We start from the raw sequence: 18,410 nt of genomic DNA, 5'->3' as shown, positions 1-18,410 counted from the left end.
CGACAGGCTGGGGTCCTTCGGACTTCCCTCGACTCCGGCGCCGTTCCGGGGGCACGCCGTGATGGGCCGTCCCTGGCCCGCACGGCTTTCGCGGCTCCTGCCGCTCATCCCCCTACACGACGCCTGCGCTCGGCCTGGCGCCTTAACGTCGCATTCTGCGGCGCCTGTGCCATCGCGTACGAAGATCAAAATCAAAATCTAAAACACACCACCATCCCGTAGCAGCACGGCTTGCCGGCGGGAGCGATCTTGAGGCCGCCCCCGCCGGCAAGCCGTGCTGCTACGGGCTGGTGTTCGCATCTGTAGGAGCGCGCTTGCCCGCGACGGGGCCCTCGAAATCGCCTCGTGGCACCGGCAACGCACGCCTTATTTGCGACCTGAGTCACAGCATTTGCTACCGTTCAGCGACAAATGCGGGTTTTCTGCCCGGTGGTTTCAAACATTTCGCGATAAGTGTGGTCTAGTTATCGTTCGCGAGTTTGCTTCGGGCGCTTCGTGAGATTAAATTGCCACCATATATACGCCGAGTAAGCATTGATGCGGATCACCGGTCCTTCAAATCGTTCGTACCCGATCAAGCGCAAGCCACGCAAAGGCTCTGCGGTGATCGACAACGCCTCTGAAGAAGTGATCGACGACGTTGAAGTCGTTGCGCAGCAGCCTCGTCGGCAAACCGGCAGCACGGCCAATGTGCCTGCTCGCCAGCAAGACATCATTTTCCCCCGTGCCATGAGCACCCGTGTGGCTCACGCGCTGAGCAGCTATCTGACGACTTCGACGTTCGTGGATTGGGATCTTGAAGTCTCGGGACTCGACCTTCACGTTTGAACCTCGCCAACCCGCCTTACTACATCGGTTGTCCGTCCTGGAGTGAGAACGCCTGGCGCGAATCGCTGTATCCGCCCGATGCCCGCAGTACCGATTTCCTTGAGTTGTATGCCCAGGTCTTCAATGCCGTGGAGGGCAACACTACCTTTTACGCCCGCCCCAAGGACAGCACAGTTCAACGCTGGGCGCAGGTATTGCCCGAGCATTTTCGTTTCACCGCCAAGTTTCCCGGCGACATCAGCCACGCCGGGGATCTGCGTGAGCACCTCAGCGCAGCGGAAGACTTCCTCAAGTTGCTCGCTCCGTTGGGTGCGCGCGTCCGGCCGTTGTGGCTGCAATTGCCAGCCAGTTTTACGCCCAATCGCCTTGGCGAGCTGGCGACCTTCATTGACGCGTTGGCCGGGCGTGAGCTGGCGGTGGAAGTGCGTCACATGGCGTTTTTCAACAAGGGCGAGGAGGAGCGCATGCTCAATCGCCTGTTGCTTGATCGCGGTGTGGAGCGCATCTGCCTGGATTCAAGGCCGCTGTTCAGTTGCATCAGCCGCGATCCGGCGGTGCTGCATGCGCAGTCGAAAAAGCCGAAAGTCCCGGCGCGGCCAGCGGCGCTGACGCAATTTCCTCAGGTGCGCTTTATCGGCCGCCCTGAGCTGGACGCCAATGACCCTTTCGTCGAGCAGTGGGCGCAGAAGGTAGCAGGCTGGATCGAGGAAGGGCGCACGCCTTACGTGTTTCTGCACACCCCGGACAACCTTCAGGCACCCGAGCTTGCGCGACGTTTCCACGGCCAGTTGATGAAATTGCTGCCGGGGTTGCCCGAATTGCCTGTGCTCGATCGTGGGCCACAGGTGGAGCAACTCGGGCTGCTGTGAGGTCGATAGGGTGCACGCCTATCGGAAACCCTGCTCATGCGCGGCTCGACCCTGTTTCTCATTTTTCTGCTGATCGGCGCCGGTGTCGCGGTGTCCATCTGGCGTGGCTGGCTGCCTGTGGCGGATCGCTGGAACCCCTGGGCGCCGCTGGATGTGCGCCAGCCGCCCGGTCTGCTGACCCCCTTCAAGCTCTGGCGCCTGCGGGACAATCCGGCGCTGTGCGAGCAGGCGCTGCAAAGCTCCAGCCTGCGCTACGCCCATCAGGCTGACAGCCCCGCCGATGCGAAATGCCCCTTGACCGACACCTTGCGCATATCCGGCGGGGACGTGGCATTGAGCAGCAGCTTCGTGTCCAGTTGCCCCTTGGCGGTGGCCTACGCGCTGTTCGAGATCCACGGGCTGCAACCGGCGGCGCAGGCGGTGTTCGGGCAGCGGGTGGTTCAGGTCGATCATCTGGGCAGCTTCGCCTGCCGCAACGTCTACAACCGCAGCGAAGGGCGGCTCAGCCAGCATGCGTCAGCCAACGCGCTGGACATCGCCGGGTTTCGTCTGGCAGACGGCAGGCGCATTTCCGTGCTCAAGGACTGGAACGATGAAGGCGATAAAGGGACGTTTCTGAGGCAGGTACGCGATGATGCCTGCAAGCAGTTCAACACGGTATTGGGGCCGGATTACAACGCCGCGCACCGTAATCACTTTCACGTCGATATGGGGCGGTGGCGGGTGTGTCGCTAAGTGGGCGTTTAGGCGGCAATCCGCAAATTCTGCAACACGATTGGCCGCGCCCAGCCGTTGTCGAACTCAAGATTGCGCTGTTGTTCGGTCATCTCTTCAGCGCTGTAGGGCGTAGCAGGCTTGTCGGCCAGGTCCCACTCGAACTCGGCGATCGGCAGGAACAGTGAGCGCGGCTGAGGGCCGGGGCCCGGATCGACGCTGTCGTCGTAGGGGTTCATGACGGTTGGGCGTACCCAGTTTTCGTCGAATTCCAGATTGCGCTGCTGCTCGATCAGTTCGGCGGCGCTGAAAGGCACGGCAGGCTTGTCGGCCAGGTCCCATTCGAATTCCGCGATGGGCAGGAACAGCGGCTCCGGGGGCGCCACTTCGGTGTCTTGCACCGGGCATTCGCGTTGCTCGACGATCTTGCTCAGGGTCCTGGCACCAGCGACAGGCTCGCCGGTCATGCTGTCCGTCGCGGCGGCGACGGCGCTGTACGCAGGCGCGCTGCCAGCGTTGTCATCGACCTGCTGGGCCATTGCACGGGCAAACGCATCCTGCCAGAGCTGCGTGACGCCGCTCAGGGTTTCGGTATTGCGTACGCTGTAGTCGCCTGCGTACGTCAGATAACCTATCGATGCTGTTTGCTGAATGTCTGACATAAGCGCTCAGTACATGCCGTGGGTCTGGCAAAATGCCGGATACTTTCGTTATCGGCAGATGTTGCCAATCATTAAGAAAATTTGAGTGTGTTAACGCAATGACTGAGCAGCAGGCGGGCAACCGCATTCGGGTCGAAACCCTGACCGCCGACGGGCAGCAAACAGCCGCGCACTGGGCCGAGCGCCTGGGCTTGCCGATGGACGACGCCGAGGCGGATTTTGCCTTGCAGGTCAGCGACGATGGCCTCCAGTTGCAGCAACTGGGCGACGATGCTCCGGGGCCGGTGCGGGTCGATTTCGTCGAGGGCAAGGCGGCCCACCGGCGTCTGTTCGGCGGCGGCAGCGGGCAGATGATCGCCAAGGCAGTGGGTATTCAGCCGGGGGTTCGCCCCCGTGTCCACGATGCCACGGCGGGGCTTGGCAAGGATGCGTTCGTGCTGGCGAGCCTGGGGTGCGAGATCAGCCTGAGCGAGCGCCAGCCGATCATCGCCGCGCTGCTGGAAGACGGCCTGGCCCGTGGCGCGCAGGATCTGGATGTGGGGCCTATCATCGGCCAGATGCGCCTGTTGACGGGTAATTCCATCGAGCTGATGCGCAACTGGCAGGGCGAACCGCCGCAGGTGATTTACCTCGATCCAATGTTTCCGCACCGCGAGAAAACCGCGCTGGTGAAAAAGGAAATGCGCCTGTTCCGCCCGCTGGTGGGCGATGATCTGGACGCCCCGGCGCTGCTCGCCGCCGCGCTGGATCTGGCGACCCATCGCGTGGTGGTCAAACGCCCGCGCAAGGCGCCGTGCATCGAAGGCACCAAACCGGGTTATGCGCTGGATGGCAAGTCCAGCCGCTATGACATCTATCCCAAGAAAGCGTTGAAACCCTGAGGTCTCTGCACCTGTAGGAGCGCGCTTGCCCGCGATTGCGTTGTATCTGACGCCGATGTTGTCAGGCATGACGCGGTCGCGGGCAAGCGCGCTCCTACACGGGGCTCATGTGCATCACGCCCTGTACGCCTTCAAAAACAACCCCACCACTTCCTGCACATGCTGCTCGCCGGCGTGTTCATCGGGCGGGGTGCCATTGCCGATCAGCAGGCGGAAGTTGCACACGCCTTTGATCAGGCTCAGAAAATGCCCCGCTGCCCTGAGCGGTGAATCGAAGTGCAGGCCTTGCGTGTCATTCACCCGCGTCAGAAACCGCTCCATTTCCTGCAGGATGTGCTGCGGTCCGGCCTCGAAAAACACCTCTGACAACTTCGAATCCTGAGTGCCCAGCGCGATCATCAACCGATGCAATTCGATGGACTCCGGGCTGTTGATCAGCACCTGAAAGCCTCTGGCAATACCCAGCAACACTTTTTCAACGGGCTCCTGAGGTGAGACATTCACGAACAACTCGGGCACCTGCTCCTCGCAGCGGGCCAGCACCGCCGCTGAAAACAGCGTCTCCTTGTCATTGAAATGGCTGTACACGGTCAGCTTGGAAACCCCGGCCTCAGCGGCGACGGCGTCCATGCTGGTGCTCGCGTAGCCGTTGCGCACGAACAGGTTCTTGGCCGCTTCAAGGATGGCTAGGCGCTTGGCCGGATCCTTCGGGCGGCCGGGGCCGGCAGGGGTGGCGTCGTTCATTCGGTCTTCAGGCATCTGTATTTTATTAGTGGACTGTTCAGTTCGGTAATTCTTAATATACTCGCCAGTACAATTATTCAAAGCTCCCTTTTGCCAAGGTGCCACATCATGTTTCGCGATGCCTTGTTCCTTGCTGTGCCCATCAGTCTGGTATCGCTGCTGGCGGGCTGCGGTCAGGACGTATCAGTCCCGGCCACGGTACGTCCGGCCATGGTAGTGCAACCGGTCCCGTCATCCCAATCGATGGACAGTTATCCCGGCGAAGTGCGCGCCCGCTTCGAGCCTGATCTGGCGTTCCGCATTGGCGGCAAGGTCAGCAAGCGCCTGGTCGAGGAGGGCGAGCGGGTCAAGGCCAACCAGCCACTGGCTGAGCTCGACGCGCAGGATGTGCGCCTGCAACTGGATGCGAGCCGCGCGCAGGTCGCTGCCGCCGAAGCCAATCTGCAGATGGTCCGCTCCGAGCGTGACCGTTACAAGACGCTGATGGAACGGCAGATGGTCAGCAAATCCCAATACGACAACGCCGAAAACCTGTATCGCGCCGGTGATGCCCGTCTCAAGCAGATGAAGGCCGAACTGACCGTTGCCGACAATCAGACCAGCTACGCCGTGCTTCGTGCTTCTCAGGATGGCGTGGTCGCCAAGCGCCTGGTGGAGGTGGGGCAGGTGGTCGCTGCGGGCCAGACGGTGTTTACCCTGGCCGCCGATGGCGAGCGGGAAGTCTCCATCAGCCTGCCGGAACAGAACTATGGCCGCTTCAAGATCGGTGACCCGGTGTCGGTCGAGCTTTGGACCCAGCGCGATCAACGCTTCGCTGGCCGTATCCGCGAGCTGTCTCCGGCGGCCGACCCGCGTTCGAGAACCTTCGCCGCGCGCATCGCTTTCTCCGGAAACAAGGTGGCAGCGGAGCTTGGGCAAAGTGCGCGGGTGTTTATCCAGTCCGAGCACAGCGTGCCGTTGTCGGTGCCGCTGTCGGCGGTGACGGCCGAGAATGGCGTTACTTACGTCTGGCGTCTGCAAAGCGACAACACCCTCAAACGCACCCCGGTGCAGGTGGGCGCCTACGGGCAGGAGTCGGTGCCGGTGTTGAGCGGCCTGAACGCCAGCGATTGGGTGGTGGCCGCCGGGGTGCATGTGCTGCACGAAGGCGAGCAGGTGCGTCCGGTGGATCGCAGTAACCGGGCAGTGAAGCTGGCAAGCCAGTCGGCGAGCGGGGAGTAAGCACGGATGCGTTTCAACCTTTCCGAATGGGCGCTGCGCAATCGGCAGATGGTCCTTTACCTGATGATTCTGCTGGCGGTTGTCGGCGCGCTGTCCTACACCAAACTGGGGCAAAGCGAAGACCCGCCCTTCACCTTCAAAGCCATGGTGATCCGCACGCTCTGGCCCGGTGCCAGCGCCGAGGAAGTGGCGCGCCAGGTTACCGACCGCATCGAAAAGAAGCTGATGGAAACCGGCGACTACGAGCGCATCGTCTCGTTCTCCCGCCCCGGTGAATCCCAAGTGACGTTCATGGCCCGGGATTCGCTGGTCTCGGCCAAACTGCCGGAGCTGTGGTATCAGATCCGCAAGAAGATCGGCGACATCCGCCAGACACTGCCCGCCGGCGTGCAAGGGCCGTTCTTCAACGACGAGTTCGGCACCACCTTCGGCAATATCTACGCACTGACCGGCGAAGGCTTCGACTACGCCGTGCTCAAGGACTACGCCGACCGTATCCAGATTCAACTGCAACGGGTCAAGGATGTGGGCAAGGTCGAGTTGCTCGGCCTGCAGGACGAGAAGATCTGGATCGAGCTGTCCAACGTCAAGCTGGCCACCCTGGGTCTGCCGCTGTCCGCCGTGCAACAGGCGCTGGAAGCCCAGAACGCCGTGGTGGCAGCAAGCTTCTTCGAGACCCCCAGCGAACGTATCCAGCTACGGGTGAGCGGGCGCTTCCAGACGGTCGATCAGATTCGTGATTTCCCGATTCGCGTGGGCGAACGGACTTTCCGTATCAGCGACCTGGCCGAGGTGCGTCGTGGCTTCAATGATCCGCCCGCACCGCGCATGCGTTTCATGGGCGAAGACGCCATCGGTCTGGCCGTGGCCATGAAGGACGGCGGCGACATTCTGGTGCTGGGCAAGGCGCTGGAAGGTGAGTTCGCCCGCCTGCAGAACAACCTGCCGGCCGGGATGCAACTGCGCAAGGTGTCCGATCAGCCGGCGGCGGTGAAAACCAGTGTCGGCGAGTTTGTCCAGGTGCTGGCCGAGGCGCTGGGCATCGTGTTGCTGGTGAGTTTCTTCTCGCTTGGCGTGCGCACCGGCATGGTGGTCGCGCTGGCGATTCCGGTGGTGTTGGCCATGACCTTCGCCACCATGTATTACCTGAGCATCGGCCTGCACAAGATTTCCCTCGGCGCCCTGGTGCTGGCGCTGGGCTTGCTGGTGGACGACGCGATCATTGCGGTGGAGATGATGGCGATCAAGATGGAACAGGGCTATGACCGGCTCAAGGCTGCGAGTTTCGCCTGGACCAGCACGGCCTTTCCGATGCTCACTGGCACCCTCATCACCGCAGCGGGCTTCCTGCCGATTGCCACCGCGCAGTCGAGCACCGGGGAATACACCCGCTCGATCTTTCAGGTGGTGACCATCGCCCTGCTGGCCTCGTGGGTGGCGGCGGTGGTGTTCGTGCCGTACCTGGGCGAGCGGCTGTTGCCGGACCTGGCGAAAATTCACGCGGCCAAACATGGTACGGGGCCGGATGCGCCCGACCCCTATGGCACCGCGTTCTACGAGCGGGTCAGGGCATTGGTGGGGTGGTGCGTGCGGCGGCGCAAGACGGTGATCGTGCTGACCATCGCGCTGTTCGTGCTGTCGATCTTCAGCTTCCGTTTCGTGCCGCAGCAGTTCTTCCCGGCCTCGGGCAGGCTTGAGCTGATGGTCGATCTGAAGCTGGCGGAAGGTTCGTCCCTGAGCAATACGGCAGAACAGGTCAATCGGCTGGAGGCCATGCTCAAGGCGCATCCGGGCGTCGAGAATTACGTGGCCTATGTGGGCACCGGCTCGCCGCGTTTCTACCTGCCGCTGGACCAGCAGTTGCCTGCGGCGAGCTTTGCGCAATTCGTGGTGCTGGCCAAGACCATCGAGGACCGCGAATCCCTGCGCACCTGGCTGATCCAGACCCTGGACGAGCAGTTCCCGATGCTGCGCCCTCGGGTCACTCGCCTGGAAAACGGCCCGCCCGTGGGCTATCCGGTGCAGTTCCGGGTGACCGGCGAGCACATCGAGGATGTCCGCATGCTGGCGCGCAAGGTCGCCGCCAAGGTTCGCGAGAATCCGCATGTGGTCAACGTGCACCTGGATTGGGAAGAGCCGAGCAAGGTGGTCTACCTCAATGTCGATCAGGACCGCGCCCGGGCGCTGGGCGTGACCACCGGTGATCTGTCTCGCCTGCTGCAAAGTCAGCTGACCGGGTCGAGCGTCAGCCAGTACCGCGAGGATGACGAACTGATCGAGATCCTGCTGCGTGGCACCGAGCAGGAGCGCCATGAGCTGGGTGCGTTGTCGAGCCTGTCGGTGCCTACCGCCAATGGCAGCAGTGTCGCGCTGTCTCAGGTAGCGACCCTGGAATACGGTTTTGAAGAAGGCATCATCTGGCACCGCAATCGCCTGCCGAACGTCACCATTCGCGCCGACATCTACGGCAAGGAGCAGCCGGCCACGCTGGTCAACCAGATCTGGCCGACGCTGGATGAAGTGCGTGCGCAACTGCCTGACGGGTATCTGCTGGAGGTGGGCGGGACGGTGGAGGATTCCACGCGCGGGCAGAATTCGGTGAATGCCGGGGTGCCGCTGTTCATCGTGGTGGTGCTGACGCTTTTGATGATTCAGCTGCGCAGTTTCTCACGCACGTTCATGGTATTTCTGACGGCGCCGTTGGGGTTGATCGGGGTGACGCTGTTCCTGCTGATCTTCCGTCAGCCGTTCGGGTTTGTGGCGATGCTCGGCACCATTGCGCTGTCGGGGATGATCATGCGCAACTCGGTGATTCTGGTGGACCAGATCGAACAGGACATTGCCGCCGGGCTCGATCGCTGGCAAGCGATCATCGAAGCCACGGTGCGCCGCTTCCGGCCCATCGTGCTGACCGCGCTGGCGGCGGTACTGGCGATGATCCCGCTGTCACGCAGCGTGTTCTTCGGGCCGATGGCGGTGGCCATCATGGGCGGGTTGATCGTTGCCACGGCGTTGACGCTGCTGTTCCTGCCAGCGCTGTACGCCGCCTGGTTCAAAGTCCGCCGCGACGAGCACCCGTAGCAGCGCTTTGCAGGTGTCCACAATGGTTGAGTGGCCGGGATCTGTGGGAGCGGGCAAGCCCGCTCCCACAGGTTATCGGTACGGCCCTTGGATCTGTGTTCGAAACCCGATCCTGCGGTTACAACACTCCAAACACCTTCTTGGCCAGACTCGTCGCCGCGGCGGCGGGGTTGGCGCGGATGCCTTCTTCCTGCTTGGCGATCATTTCGAACAGGCCATCGAGGGCCTTTTCGGTCACGTAACCTTCGATATTGGAGCTCTTGGCATCCAGTACGCCGAGGGTTGCGGCCTGTCCTGCGAACGAGTTGTACTGCTGGGCCAGGCCGACCTTGTCGGTGGCCTGCTTCACGATCGGCAGGAATTTCGCGCGGATCTGCTCGCGGCTGGACTTGTTCAGGTACTCGGTGGCCGAGTCCTTGCCGCCGGCCAGAATGCCCTTGGCATCAGTCACGCTCATCTTCTTCACGGCATCCACCAGAATCGCCTGGGCCTGCGGAACGGCGGCTTCGGCGGCCAGGTTCATGCTGGTTTCCAGTTGATCGACCTGGGCGCCCATGCCGAACTGCTTCATCTTCTTCGCCACTTTACCGAGGTTGCCCGGCAGCTCGATGCGAACTTCCTTGTTGTTGCTGAAGCCGCCCGGCACGCCGAGTTGCTTGACGGCGATCTGCGCGCCCTGGGTCAGCGCGTCCTTCAGGCCGCCCGTGGCATCAGATTGCGAGAGATCACCCAGAGACAACGCGAAGGCACTGGCCGACAACAGCAGGCCGGCGCACAGGCCCGTGAACGACGATAAGCGAAGCAGCATGAGGTAACGTCCTTATGAAGGTGTGTAACGGGGAGGTGGCTAGCGGGCCGGGTTCACGCGGACCTTCACCGGCGGCTTTTCTTCCAGCGTGAGGTCGACAGTGTAGCGCTCGGTACTGATCATCAACAGTTTGCCGCCATCTTCGATACGGGCGCTGACCGCATAGGTATGGCCGGGCTTGACCTGTTTCTGATCGTAGGTCAGGTGGAAGGGCAGCGGCACCTGGCCCTTGATCGGACCTTTCTGGTTGGCAAGGGTGACGGCAGGCGCATCGGCCAGCGACACGTCCTGCAAGGCGACTTCCAGCGTCGCGGTCGGCGGCAGTGCGATGCGTTGCAGGTAGAACACTTCGCCATCGACCTTGCCTGGCAGGTTGTCCGGGTCATGGCCGGCGCAGGCGGTCAGCAGGGCGGCCATCAGGGGCAACAGAATGTATTTCATTGAATGGATCTCCTTGTGGTGCACGCAGGGTCTCTGTAGGAGTGAGCTTGCTCGCGATAGCGGTACGTCAGATGCCTGTGTCTTGGCTGACCTGGCGCCATCGCGAGCAAGCTCACTCCTACAGGCGTGGGGTCAGACGCTAATGTCCGGTTCTAGGACCCCATCATCGCGGTGCAGTGCCACCTGGCGGATCGAAAGACGTATTTCAGCAGGTAACACGCGCTTGGCGGCGCCTTCCGCCAGCTCGCCCAGCAGCTCGTGATAACCCAGCTTGCCGTTCTCGTCCTTGCGCAGCACGTCCTGATCCAGCAGCGTCTGGATGAAGTGACGGAACAGGCTCTTGTCGAAGAACTCCGGTGCGTTCAGGCCATGCAGGATCGACAGGCGCTGGGCCATGATCGTGCACAGGTCTTCCAGCTCTTCGGCGCTGAGGCTGTTCTGCCCGCTGTTGAGCAGCAGCGCGATAGCCATGTAGAAACGCTGTAGCGTCTGCGCGATGGCCCGGGACAGCAACGTCAGCAGCACGAAATGCCGCGAACTTGGCGCCGGACGCAGATACACGTCGTTCTCGAAGCGTAGCAAACCCTGCTCGACGAATGCGGCCAGCCACTGGTCAATCGCGCCGTCCAATTCGTCAAGCGACCAGCGAATGAACAGCTCCGATTGCAGGTACGGATACAGCGCCCGGGCATAACGCAGCACCTGTTCGCGGCTCATGCGCGACGAACTCTGGAAGAAGCTCGCGAGCAGTGAAGGCAGGGCGAAGATGTGCAACACGTTGTTGCGGTAGTAGGTCATCAGCACCGCGTTCTGCTCGTCCAGATACAGAATGCGGCCCAGCGCGTCCTTCTGCTCGGACAGCAGGTCCATGCCCTTGACGTGCTCGATCAGCGCCCGGCCATCGCCTTCGGGCAATGTGGTATGGGGCGAGTAGGGCACGCTGCGCAACAGCGTCAGGTAAAGGTCCAGCACTCGCGCCAGGGCCTGATCATCCAGTGCGTGCTTGTTGGTCGAAAGCAAGGCCAGCGCCACCAGGTTCACCGGATTGACCGCCGCCGCCTCGTTCAGGTGACGGGCCACCCGTTCGCCGAGGCGGTGAGTGGTTTCGTTCAGCCACGCAGGCTTGAACACCGGCCCCAGTTCTTGGGCGCGCCAGTCGGGCTGCTCGTGATCGAGGAAGTCGGCCAGCTTGATCGGCTCGCCGAAGTTGACCGCCACCTGGCCGAAGCGCTGCTTGAGCGCGCCGATGACCTTGAAGATGTCGAAGATCGACTCTTTCTTTTTCGCCGCGCCCCGCAGTTCGCCCAGATAGGTGCGGCCTTCGAGCACGCGCTCGTAGCCGATGTAAACCGGTACGAACACGATCGGTGTGCGCGAATTGCGCAGGTAGCTGCGCAGGGTGATGGCCAGCATGCCGGTCTTGGGTTGCAGCATGCGGCCGGTGCGCGAGCGTCCGCCTTCGACGAAGTACTCCACCGGGAAACCCTTGGTGAACAGGGTATGCAGGTACTCGTTGAACACGGCGGTGTACAGCGGATTGCCCTTAAAGGTGCGGCGCATGAAGAACGCGCCGCCCCGGCGCAGCAGCCCGCCGATCACCGGCATGTTGAGGTTGATGCCGGCGGCGATGTGCGGCGGGGTCAGGCCGTTGCGGAACAACAGGTAGGACAGCAGCAGGTAGTCGATATGGCTGCGGTGGCAGGGCACGTAGATGATCTCGTTGCCCTGGGCGACGTTCTGCACGCCTTCCAGATGGCTGACCTTGATGCCGTCGTAGATCTTGTTCCAGAACCAGCTGAGCACCACTTCCAGAAAGCGGATCGCGGTGTAGGTGTAGTCCGAGGCAATCTCGTTGCCATAGTGCAGGGCTTTTTCCCGCGCCTTGGCTTCGGAGATTTTTTCCCGCGCGGCCTCTTCGAGAATCGCCTGCTTGACCAGCGGGTCTGCGACCAGACCCTTCACCAGGTTACGCCGGTGGGAAATGTCCGGGCCGATCACGGCAGTCTTCAGGTTGCGAAAGTGCACGCGCAGCAGACGCTGGGCCATGCGCACGGTGCGCTCGTAGCCCTTGTTTTCATCGACCAGCTCACGCAGGTGAATGGGCGCGGAGAACTGCACGCGGGTCTTGCGCCCCAGAATCAGAATGGTGATGAACTTGCGCAGCCTTCCGGTGACCGCCCAACTGTCGGCGAACAGCAGCTTCCACGGGCTGTCTTCCTTGTCCGGGGACTGGCCCCAGAACACGCTGACCGGAATGATCTGCGCGTCTTCTGCGGCATTCTGGCTGACCGCACCGACCAGACGCTCCAGCACCGGCGGCGCGCCGCTCTTGTCCTGACGGCCCAGCCAGTCGGGTTCGGGCGTCAGGTAGAAGAACGCGGCAGGCTCCGACAGGTTGCCCCCCACCACCGGCAGCACCGGGCGCGGCAACCCGGCCTTGCGGCATTCGCGGTCGAGCACGGCCAGGTCCGCCAGCGAAGGGTTCTGCAGGGCGTAGAACACCGGGCGGCTGCGGTCCAGATTCAGGGTGAAGGACGATTGGTTGATCGTCTCCGAACGTACCCACAGGTACAGCACACGACGCAGGGCGCCGAACACAAGACGACGAAACGGGGAACGGGTCATACGAATTCTGCGCAGAGGGGCCTTGGCCCACGAAGCGGTCAGTTTGCCGGATATGGCGGGGATGGGCAAAGCAAGGCAGAGCAATTCGCCCAGCCTGTAGGAGCGCGCTTGCCCGCGACGGCGTTGCATCAGTCAGAATTGAATCGTCTGACGCAACGCTGTCGCGGGCAAGCGCGCTCCTACAGGGGGGCGGGTGTTACGAAGTACGCCAGGTGATTTCTTCCTCACCGTCGGCACTGATGCGAATCCAGCGGTCGGCGTCTTCGTCGTTTTCTTCCTCGACCCACGTCCCCGGTGCGCAGCGCACTTCGACGTTCATGGCGGCGAAGGCGGCGCGGGCGCAGGCGATGTCGTCGTCCCACGGCGTCTTGTCGCTGTCCAGGCACAGGCTGTTCCATTTGCCCACGGCCTTGGGAATCCAGGTCACGGGAATGTCACCCGCCTTGCATTTCCAGGTCTGGCCGCGTTGGACCCATTCGCTGCACGGGCCGATATCGGCGGTCAGCCAGGCGGTAATGGCTTTGTGATCGACGTCAGCGTCTTTCAGGTAAATCTCGATGTCGGGTTGGCGCATGAATGCCTCGTAGAAGTGTTTCTGTCGGTCAGTGCCGAACGAAATAATCGTAGCGCATGGAGACGGTGACCTCGAACGGCTCAGCCTGCTCGATGACACTGGCCCGGCGGTCGGCGCTGGCACGCCAGCCGTGGGGCGTCATCGCCAGCAGGTTGGCGCGGGCCTGGCCGTCCACCAGCGTCAGCTTGAAGCTCAGTGTTTCGCTGTGTTGCAGGCTCATGCCTTCCGGCACCAGTGCCAAATGCTTGTCATCGGTGTAGTCACGCACTTCGTCGTACAGACGCTGGCGCAATTCCATCAGGTGTTCGCTGGTCGGTCCTACACGCATCAGGCCACCACCTGGGGACAGCAGGCGCTTGGCCTCGTCCCAGTCCAGCGGGCTGAACACACTGGCGATGAACTGGATGCTGGCGTCCGGCAGTGGCACCCGGGCCATGCTGGCGATCAACCAGCTCAGCTTCGGATCGCGTTTGCAGGCGCGCTTGACCGCCTCGCGGGAAATGTCCAGCGCGTAGCCATCGGCTTCAGGCAGGGCGTCCGCAATCTGCGCGGTGTAGTAACCCTCGCCACAGCCGATGTCCAGCCAGTGCTTTGGTGCGCGCTCGGCAGCCAGTTCAGCCAGACGCCTGGCAACCGGCGCGTAATGCCCGGCATTGAGAAAGTCGCGGCGCGCCTCGACCATCGCCTGATTGTCACCAGGGTCGCGGCTGTTCTTGTGCTGCACCGGCAACAGGTTCAGGTAACCCTGACGCGCGCGGTCGAAGCGATGGCCGGCAGGACAGACCACGCCGTTGTCCGCGTTATCGAGCGCAGCTGAGCAGATCGGGCAGGTCAGCATCAGGCGAGCAACTTGACCAGGGTCTGGTAGTAGATCTCGGTCAGCACGTCGAGATCGCTGGCCAGGATGCGTTCGTTGACCTGGTGGATCGTGGCGTTGACCGGACCCAGCTCGACCACCTGGGTGCCCAGGGTCGCGATGAAACGGCCATCGGAAGTGCCGCCGCTGGTGGACGCCTTGGTCTCGCGGCCGGTGACGCTCTTGATGCTGGCCGACACCGCATCGAGCAGCGCGCCCGGTTCGGTGAGGAACGGCAGGCCCGACAGCGCCCACTCCACGTGCCAGTCCAGCCCGTGTTTGTCGAGGATATCGGCGACGCGCTTCTGCAGGCCTTCGACCGTGGATTCGGTGGAGAAGCGGAAGTTGAACACCGCGGTCAGGTCACCCGGAATCACGTTGGTCGCGCCGGTGCCGGAATGGATGTTGGATATCTGGAAGCTGGTCGGCGGGAAGAACGCATTGCCTTCGTCCCAGTGCTCGGCGGCCAGTTCTGCCAGGGCCGGGGCTGCCAGGTGGATCGGGTTCTTCGCCAGGTGCGGGTAGGCCACGTGGCCCTGCACGCCCTTGACGGTGAGGGTCGCGCCGAGGGAGCCGCGACGGCCGTTCTTGACCACGTCACCCACCAGCGTGGTGCTCGACGGCTCGCCGACGATGCACCAGTCCAGACGCTCCTTGCGCGCCGCCAGACGCTCGACCACCGCCTTGGTGCCGTGGTGCGCCGGGCCTTCTTCGTCGCTTGTGATCAGATAAGCGACCTTGCCCTTGTGGTTCGGGTAGTCGGCGACGAAGCGCTCGGTGGCGACGATCATCGACGCCAGGCTGCCTTTCATGTCGGCCGCGCCACGCCCGCAGAGCATGCCGTTTTCATCGATCAGCGCATCGAACGGGTCGTTCTGCCAGGCTTTCACCGGGCCCGTCGGCACCACGTCGGTGTGGCCGGCGAAGCACAGCACAGGGCCGTCCTGAGTACCGTGGGTGGCCCAGAAATTATCCACATCCTCGATGCGCATCGGCTCCAGCGTGAAACCGGCGTCGCCCAGGCGTTTCATCATCACGGCCTGACAATCGGCGTCGAGCGGCGTGACCGATGGGCGACGGATCAGGTCGCAGGCGAGTTGCAGGGTGGGCGAGAGGTCTGTCATGAAGAGTCCGCGAAAGTCAGTGTGGAAACGCTGTAGGAGCGCGCTTGCCCGCGATTGCGGCCGGTTTCCCGACATCGCGTGACCAGACACAGCGCCGTCGCGGGCAGCGCGCTCCTACAAAACGGCAGGTATCTTAAAGCAAAACGGCGACCCGAAGGCCGCCGTTTGGTATAGCGCACAGATGTTTCAGGCAGTAGCCGCCTGTTCAGCCGGTTTCGGCTTGGGCAGCGACGACAGGAACGCCATGATCAGCGCCGCCAGGTACGGCAGCGACTGCACCAGCAGCATGATCACCCAGAACCGCACGTCGTTGCTCGGCAGGCCCTGGACCAGGCAGATGCCCAGCGCCGCGCCCCACAGCAGCAACATGATGAACAGTTCTTCCCGGGCTTCCGAGATGGCCACCAGCAAGCCGTGGCTGTCGGCGTTTTTCGGGGTGCGGAAGAACGGGATGCTGCTGGTGAAGAAGCCGTACAGCACCGCCTTGGCGATGGTGTGCGACAGCGCAAGGCCGGCCAGGGCTGCGTAGAACGCATCCTTGAGGTTCACCCCCACGGCGCGGCGGTACAGGAAGATGATCTTGCCAACTTTGAAGAAGAACAGCGCCAGCGGCGGAATCGCGAAGATCAGCAGCGGTGGATCGACCCGGTTGGGCACGATGATCATCGCCGCCGACCACAACAGCGCACCGACGGTGAAGAAGATGTTCATGCCATCGGCCACCCACGGCAGCCAGCCCGCCAGGAAGTGGTAGCGCTGGCCGCGGGTCAGCTCGGTGTCCTTGCCGCGCAGCAGGCTCGCTGCGTGCCGCTTGATGATCTGGATCGCGCCATAGGCCCAGCGGAAACGCTGCTTCTTGAAGTCGATGAAGGTGTCGGGCATCAATCCCTTGCCGTAGCTGTTGTGGGCGTAGGCGGCGGAATAGCCTTTTTCGAACACCCGCAGGCCCAGCTCTGCGTCTTCACAGATACACCAGTCGGCCCAGCCCAGCTCTTCAAGCACCGAGCGACGGGTCATGGTCATGGTGCCGTGCTGGATGATCGCGTCGCGGTCGTTGCGGGTCACCATGCCGATGTGGAAGAAGCCTTTGTATTCGGAATAGCAGAGCTTCTTGAACGCGCTTTCGTGTTGGTCGCGGTAATCCTGGGGCGACTGCACCACGGCGATTTTCGGGTCGGAGAAGTGCGGCACCATGTGCTTGAGCCAGTTGCGGTCGACGCAGTAGTCCGAGTCGATCACGGCAATCACTTCGGCGTCCTTGGCCGTGTGCGGAATCAGGTAGTTCAGCGCGCCGCCCTTGAAGCCTGCCAGAGGTGCGACGTGAAAGAACTTGAAGCGCTCGCCGAGCATCTCGCAGTGGGCCTTGACCGGTTCCCACACGGCCGGGTCCTTGGTGTTGTTGTCGATCAGCAGCACCTCGAAGTCTGGATAATCCAGCGCTGCCAGGGCGTTGAGGGTCTGTTTGACCATCTCTGGCGGCTCGTTGTAGCAAGGTACGTGAACCGAGACCTTCGGTCTGTAGGCTGAGTCCGCAACCACCGGCAGGAATTCACGACGGCGTTTGTGGGTCCAGACCGCTTCTGCCAGTTCATGGGCCTCGGTCATCAGTACGATGAATACACCGAACGCGCCCAGTGCCAGCAAGAATCCTACAAGCAGGCTGAACCAGGTGCTGTATTGCTGGCTGTAGTCGTAACCGATCCACACCAGCACCGAGCCACAGAGAAAGGCGATGAAAGTCAGGAAGGTGCGACCACGCTGGCGCAGGGCCGAGCCATCGATCAGCAGCAGGGCCAGTGCCAGCATCGCAAGCACCGCCGAGCCGATGGCCAGTACGCGCCACTGCGGGATCGCCACCACCGGGCCTTCGAAGTTGAATTTCTGCTGGCGTGCGGCGTTGTACACGCCCCAGTACGCACCGACCGAGCCTTCGTCGCTGGCCTTCCACGGCTGGTCGAAGGCCTCGATCACGAAGTAGTTGAAGCCCTGGCGGTTGAGTTTGTTGACCAGGGTGCGCAGGTAGATCGCCTGGTCGGCCTGGGTCGCATCGGCACCGCCGCGCATGTGGCCATTGCTCGGCCAGCCCACTTCGGACAGCAGCAGCGGTTTTTTCGGGAACATGCGCTTGAGTTCCCGGGCGCGGTCCAGCACGTACTGGCCGGATTTATCCATCGGGATGTATTCCCAGTACGGCAGGATGTGCGCGGCAATCAGGTCCACGTGTTTGGCAAGCTCGGGGTATTTCTCCCAGATGTGCCACTGTTCGGAGGTGGTGACCGGCACTTTGACCGCCGCCCGCACACGGTCGAGCAACGCCATCAGTTCCTTGGGCTTGATCTCTTCGCGAAACAGCGCTTCGTTACCGACCACCACGCGCACCACGCTGCGGGTGGTGTTGGCCAGTTCGATGGCTTTGTTGATCTCGCGTTCGTTGCGCTCCTGGTCCGGGCTGATCCAGATGCCAAGGGTCACGCGCAGGCCGAATTCCTCGGCGAGCTTGGGAATGTCCTGCAGGCTGCCGTCGACCGAGTAGATACGGATGTTGTCCGTTTCCTTGCTCATCAGTTCGAGGTCCTGACGCATTTCATCGTCGGACGGGTACACGCCTTTCTGTGGGCTTTGGCCCAGGCGGAAAGGGGAATAGGAGAATCCGGAGATCTGTTCAGGCCAGTTGGGGGCGGTCACGGGGCGGTTGATGAGCGCCCAGAAACCGGTGAACAGCGCGGCAATCGCCACGACGACTACCAGGTTGAGTCCAAATTTGCGGGATGGCATAGCGACTTCTGGTTCCAAAGGGGGAACGGGGAGGGGCCGACAGACGTCAGCCAGCACGAGCTTTGGCAGCTGACAAAGGTTGAAGTTCTATTCCGTAAAAAATGTAGTCCGTTTCCCGCCTTGCACCTGTAGGAGCGCGCTTGGTCTGGGCCGCATTCGGACGACGGCGGCGTGTCAGATGCATCATCGGGGGCGGACACACCGTAA

The 18,410-nt window shown here is 62.5% G+C and carries 15 protein-coding genes; 6 read left to right on the top strand and 9 right to left on the bottom strand.

Annotation, left to right across the window (positions count from 1 at the left end; translation table 11 throughout):
* Nucleotides 1-537: 537 nt before the first annotated feature.
* From ACIPOO_RS24100 to ACIPOO_RS24090, 3 genes are read left to right on the top strand one after another with little or no spacing between them, the layout of a single operon-like run.
* Nucleotides 538-828, top strand: coding sequence for a hypothetical protein (locus tag ACIPOO_RS24100; RefSeq protein ID WP_274136582.1), 291 nt, complete (start codon nt 538-540; stop codon nt 826-828).
* Nucleotides 825-1,697: a DUF72 domain-containing protein gene (locus tag ACIPOO_RS24095; RefSeq protein ID WP_400610287.1), complete on the top strand. Its 873-nt coding sequence runs from the start codon at nt 825-827 to the stop codon at nt 1,695-1,697. Before ACIPOO_RS24100 ends, ACIPOO_RS24095 begins: the two co-directional genes overlap by 4 nt.
* Nucleotides 1,698-1,733: 36 nt before the next feature.
* On the top strand, nt 1,734-2,432 hold the full coding sequence (locus ACIPOO_RS24090; protein WP_400610285.1) for an extensin family protein: 699 nt from the start codon (nt 1,734-1,736) through the stop codon (nt 2,430-2,432).
* Between the two features lie 8 nt (nt 2,433-2,440).
* On the opposite strand, the gene ACIPOO_RS24085 is transcribed toward ACIPOO_RS24090, so the two are convergent.
* Nucleotides 2,441-3,073, bottom strand: coding sequence for an energy transducer TonB (locus ACIPOO_RS24085; RefSeq protein ID WP_400610283.1), 633 nt, complete (start codon nt 3,071-3,073; stop codon nt 2,441-2,443).
* A gap of 98 nt (nt 3,074-3,171) precedes the next feature.
* On the opposite strand from ACIPOO_RS24085, the gene ACIPOO_RS24080 reads away from it, so the two are divergent.
* Entirely contained in the window at nt 3,172-3,954 is a 783-nt protein-coding gene (locus ACIPOO_RS24080; RefSeq protein ID WP_400610282.1) for a class I SAM-dependent methyltransferase, read from the top strand.
* A gap of 114 nt (nt 3,955-4,068) precedes the next feature.
* Here ACIPOO_RS24080 and ACIPOO_RS24075 read toward each other — a convergent pair whose 3' ends face one another.
* Nucleotides 4,069-4,698 carry a TetR/AcrR family transcriptional regulator gene (locus tag ACIPOO_RS24075; protein WP_400610280.1) on the bottom strand — a complete coding sequence of 210 codons (630 nt, stop codon included), beginning with the start codon at nt 4,696-4,698 and terminating at the stop codon, nt 4,069-4,071.
* 108 nt (nt 4,699-4,806) lie between these two features.
* Between ACIPOO_RS24075 and ACIPOO_RS24070 the strand changes: the two genes are divergently transcribed.
* Together ACIPOO_RS24070 and ACIPOO_RS24065 are read left to right on the top strand one after the other, a co-directional pair.
* Nucleotides 4,807-5,919, top strand: coding sequence for an efflux RND transporter periplasmic adaptor subunit (locus ACIPOO_RS24070; protein WP_400610278.1), 1,113 nt, complete (start codon nt 4,807-4,809; stop codon nt 5,917-5,919).
* A 6-nt stretch (nt 5,920-5,925) separates the two neighbouring features.
* Complete coding sequence (locus ACIPOO_RS24065; RefSeq protein WP_400610276.1) at nt 5,926-9,000, top strand: efflux RND transporter permease subunit; 3,075 nt, start codon at nt 5,926-5,928, stop codon at nt 8,998-9,000.
* Nucleotides 9,001-9,118: 118 nt separating this feature from the next.
* Here the strand turns inward: ACIPOO_RS24065 and ACIPOO_RS24060 are convergent, their stop codons facing one another.
* The 7 genes from ACIPOO_RS24060 to ACIPOO_RS24030 form a co-directional block, all read right to left on the bottom strand.
* Nucleotides 9,119-9,808: a DUF4197 domain-containing protein gene (locus ACIPOO_RS24060; protein WP_400610274.1), complete on the bottom strand. Its 690-nt coding sequence runs from the start codon at nt 9,806-9,808 to the stop codon at nt 9,119-9,121.
* 39 nt (nt 9,809-9,847) lie between these two features.
* The gene (locus tag ACIPOO_RS24055) at nt 9,848-10,249 is read right to left on the bottom strand and encodes a YbaY family lipoprotein (RefSeq protein ID WP_400610272.1); all 402 of its coding nucleotides are present in this window, start codon (nt 10,247-10,249) and stop codon (nt 9,848-9,850) included.
* A 132-nt stretch (nt 10,250-10,381) separates the two neighbouring features.
* Nucleotides 10,382-12,874 (bottom strand): glycerol-3-phosphate 1-O-acyltransferase PlsB, encoded by a 2,493-nt coding sequence (plsB, locus tag ACIPOO_RS24050; protein WP_274136592.1) that lies wholly within the window; start codon nt 12,872-12,874, stop codon nt 10,382-10,384.
* A 196-nt stretch (nt 12,875-13,070) separates the two neighbouring features.
* Nucleotides 13,071-13,448: a hypothetical protein gene (locus ACIPOO_RS24045; protein ID WP_274136593.1), complete on the bottom strand. Its 378-nt coding sequence runs from the start codon at nt 13,446-13,448 to the stop codon at nt 13,071-13,073.
* 28 nt (nt 13,449-13,476) lie between these two features.
* Nucleotides 13,477-14,286 carry a putative RNA methyltransferase gene (locus ACIPOO_RS24040; protein ID WP_400610269.1) on the bottom strand — a complete coding sequence of 270 codons (810 nt, stop codon included), beginning with the start codon at nt 14,284-14,286 and terminating at the stop codon, nt 13,477-13,479.
* Nucleotides 14,286-15,428, bottom strand: coding sequence for a succinyl-diaminopimelate desuccinylase (dapE, locus tag ACIPOO_RS24035; protein ID WP_400610267.1), 1,143 nt, complete (start codon nt 15,426-15,428; stop codon nt 14,286-14,288). Before dapE ends, ACIPOO_RS24040 begins: the two co-directional genes overlap by 1 nt.
* Before the next feature lie 186 nt (nt 15,429-15,614).
* Nucleotides 15,615-18,203, bottom strand: a complete 2,589-nt coding sequence (locus tag ACIPOO_RS24030; RefSeq protein ID WP_400610265.1) for a glycosyltransferase family 2 protein — start codon at nt 18,201-18,203, stop codon at nt 15,615-15,617.
* Nucleotides 18,204-18,410: the final 207 nt, after the last annotated feature.

This window comes from Pseudomonas sp. NPDC090201 (assembly GCF_044746825.1).
Lineage (GTDB): Bacteria > Pseudomonadota > Gammaproteobacteria > Pseudomonadales > Pseudomonadaceae > Aquipseudomonas > Aquipseudomonas putida_AD.
This window is presented reverse-complemented; position numbering and strand designations above follow the sequence as displayed.

Excerpts from the sequence above, each read along its gene's own strand:
- ACIPOO_RS24075 (WP_400610280.1), bottom strand. The coding sequence starts at position 4,698 with ATGAACGACGCCACCCCTGCCGGCCCCGGCCGCCCGAAGGATCCGGCC.
- ACIPOO_RS24060 (WP_400610274.1), bottom strand. The coding sequence starts at position 9,808 with ATGCTGCTTCGCTTATCGTCGTTCACGGGCCTGTGCGCCGGCCTGCTG.
- ACIPOO_RS24055 (WP_400610272.1), bottom strand. The coding sequence starts at position 10,249 with ATGAAATACATTCTGTTGCCCCTGATGGCCGCCCTGCTGACCGCCTGC.
- ACIPOO_RS24090 (WP_400610285.1), top strand. The coding sequence starts at position 1,734 with ATGCGCGGCTCGACCCTGTTTCTCATTTTTCTGCTGATCGGCGCCGGT.
- ACIPOO_RS24070 (WP_400610278.1), top strand. The coding sequence starts at position 4,807 with ATGTTTCGCGATGCCTTGTTCCTTGCTGTGCCCATCAGTCTGGTATCG.
- ACIPOO_RS24030 (WP_400610265.1), bottom strand. The coding sequence starts at position 18,203 with ATGCCATCCCGCAAATTTGGACTCAACCTGGTAGTCGTCGTGGCGATT.
- ACIPOO_RS24080 (WP_400610282.1), top strand. The coding sequence starts at position 3,172 with ATGACTGAGCAGCAGGCGGGCAACCGCATTCGGGTCGAAACCCTGACC.
- ACIPOO_RS24065 (WP_400610276.1), top strand. The coding sequence starts at position 5,926 with ATGCGTTTCAACCTTTCCGAATGGGCGCTGCGCAATCGGCAGATGGTC.
- ACIPOO_RS24085 (WP_400610283.1), bottom strand. The coding sequence starts at position 3,073 with ATGTCAGACATTCAGCAAACAGCATCGATAGGTTATCTGACGTACGCA.
- ACIPOO_RS24045 (WP_274136593.1), bottom strand. The coding sequence starts at position 13,448 with ATGCGCCAACCCGACATCGAGATTTACCTGAAAGACGCTGACGTCGAT.
- ACIPOO_RS24040 (WP_400610269.1), bottom strand. The coding sequence starts at position 14,286 with ATGCTGACCTGCCCGATCTGCTCAGCTGCGCTCGATAACGCGGACAAC.
- plsB (WP_274136592.1), bottom strand. The coding sequence starts at position 12,874 with ATGACCCGTTCCCCGTTTCGTCGTCTTGTGTTCGGCGCCCTGCGTCGT.
- dapE (WP_400610267.1), bottom strand. The coding sequence starts at position 15,428 with ATGACAGACCTCTCGCCCACCCTGCAACTCGCCTGCGACCTGATCCGT.
- ACIPOO_RS24100 (WP_274136582.1), top strand. The coding sequence starts at position 538 with ATGCGGATCACCGGTCCTTCAAATCGTTCGTACCCGATCAAGCGCAAG.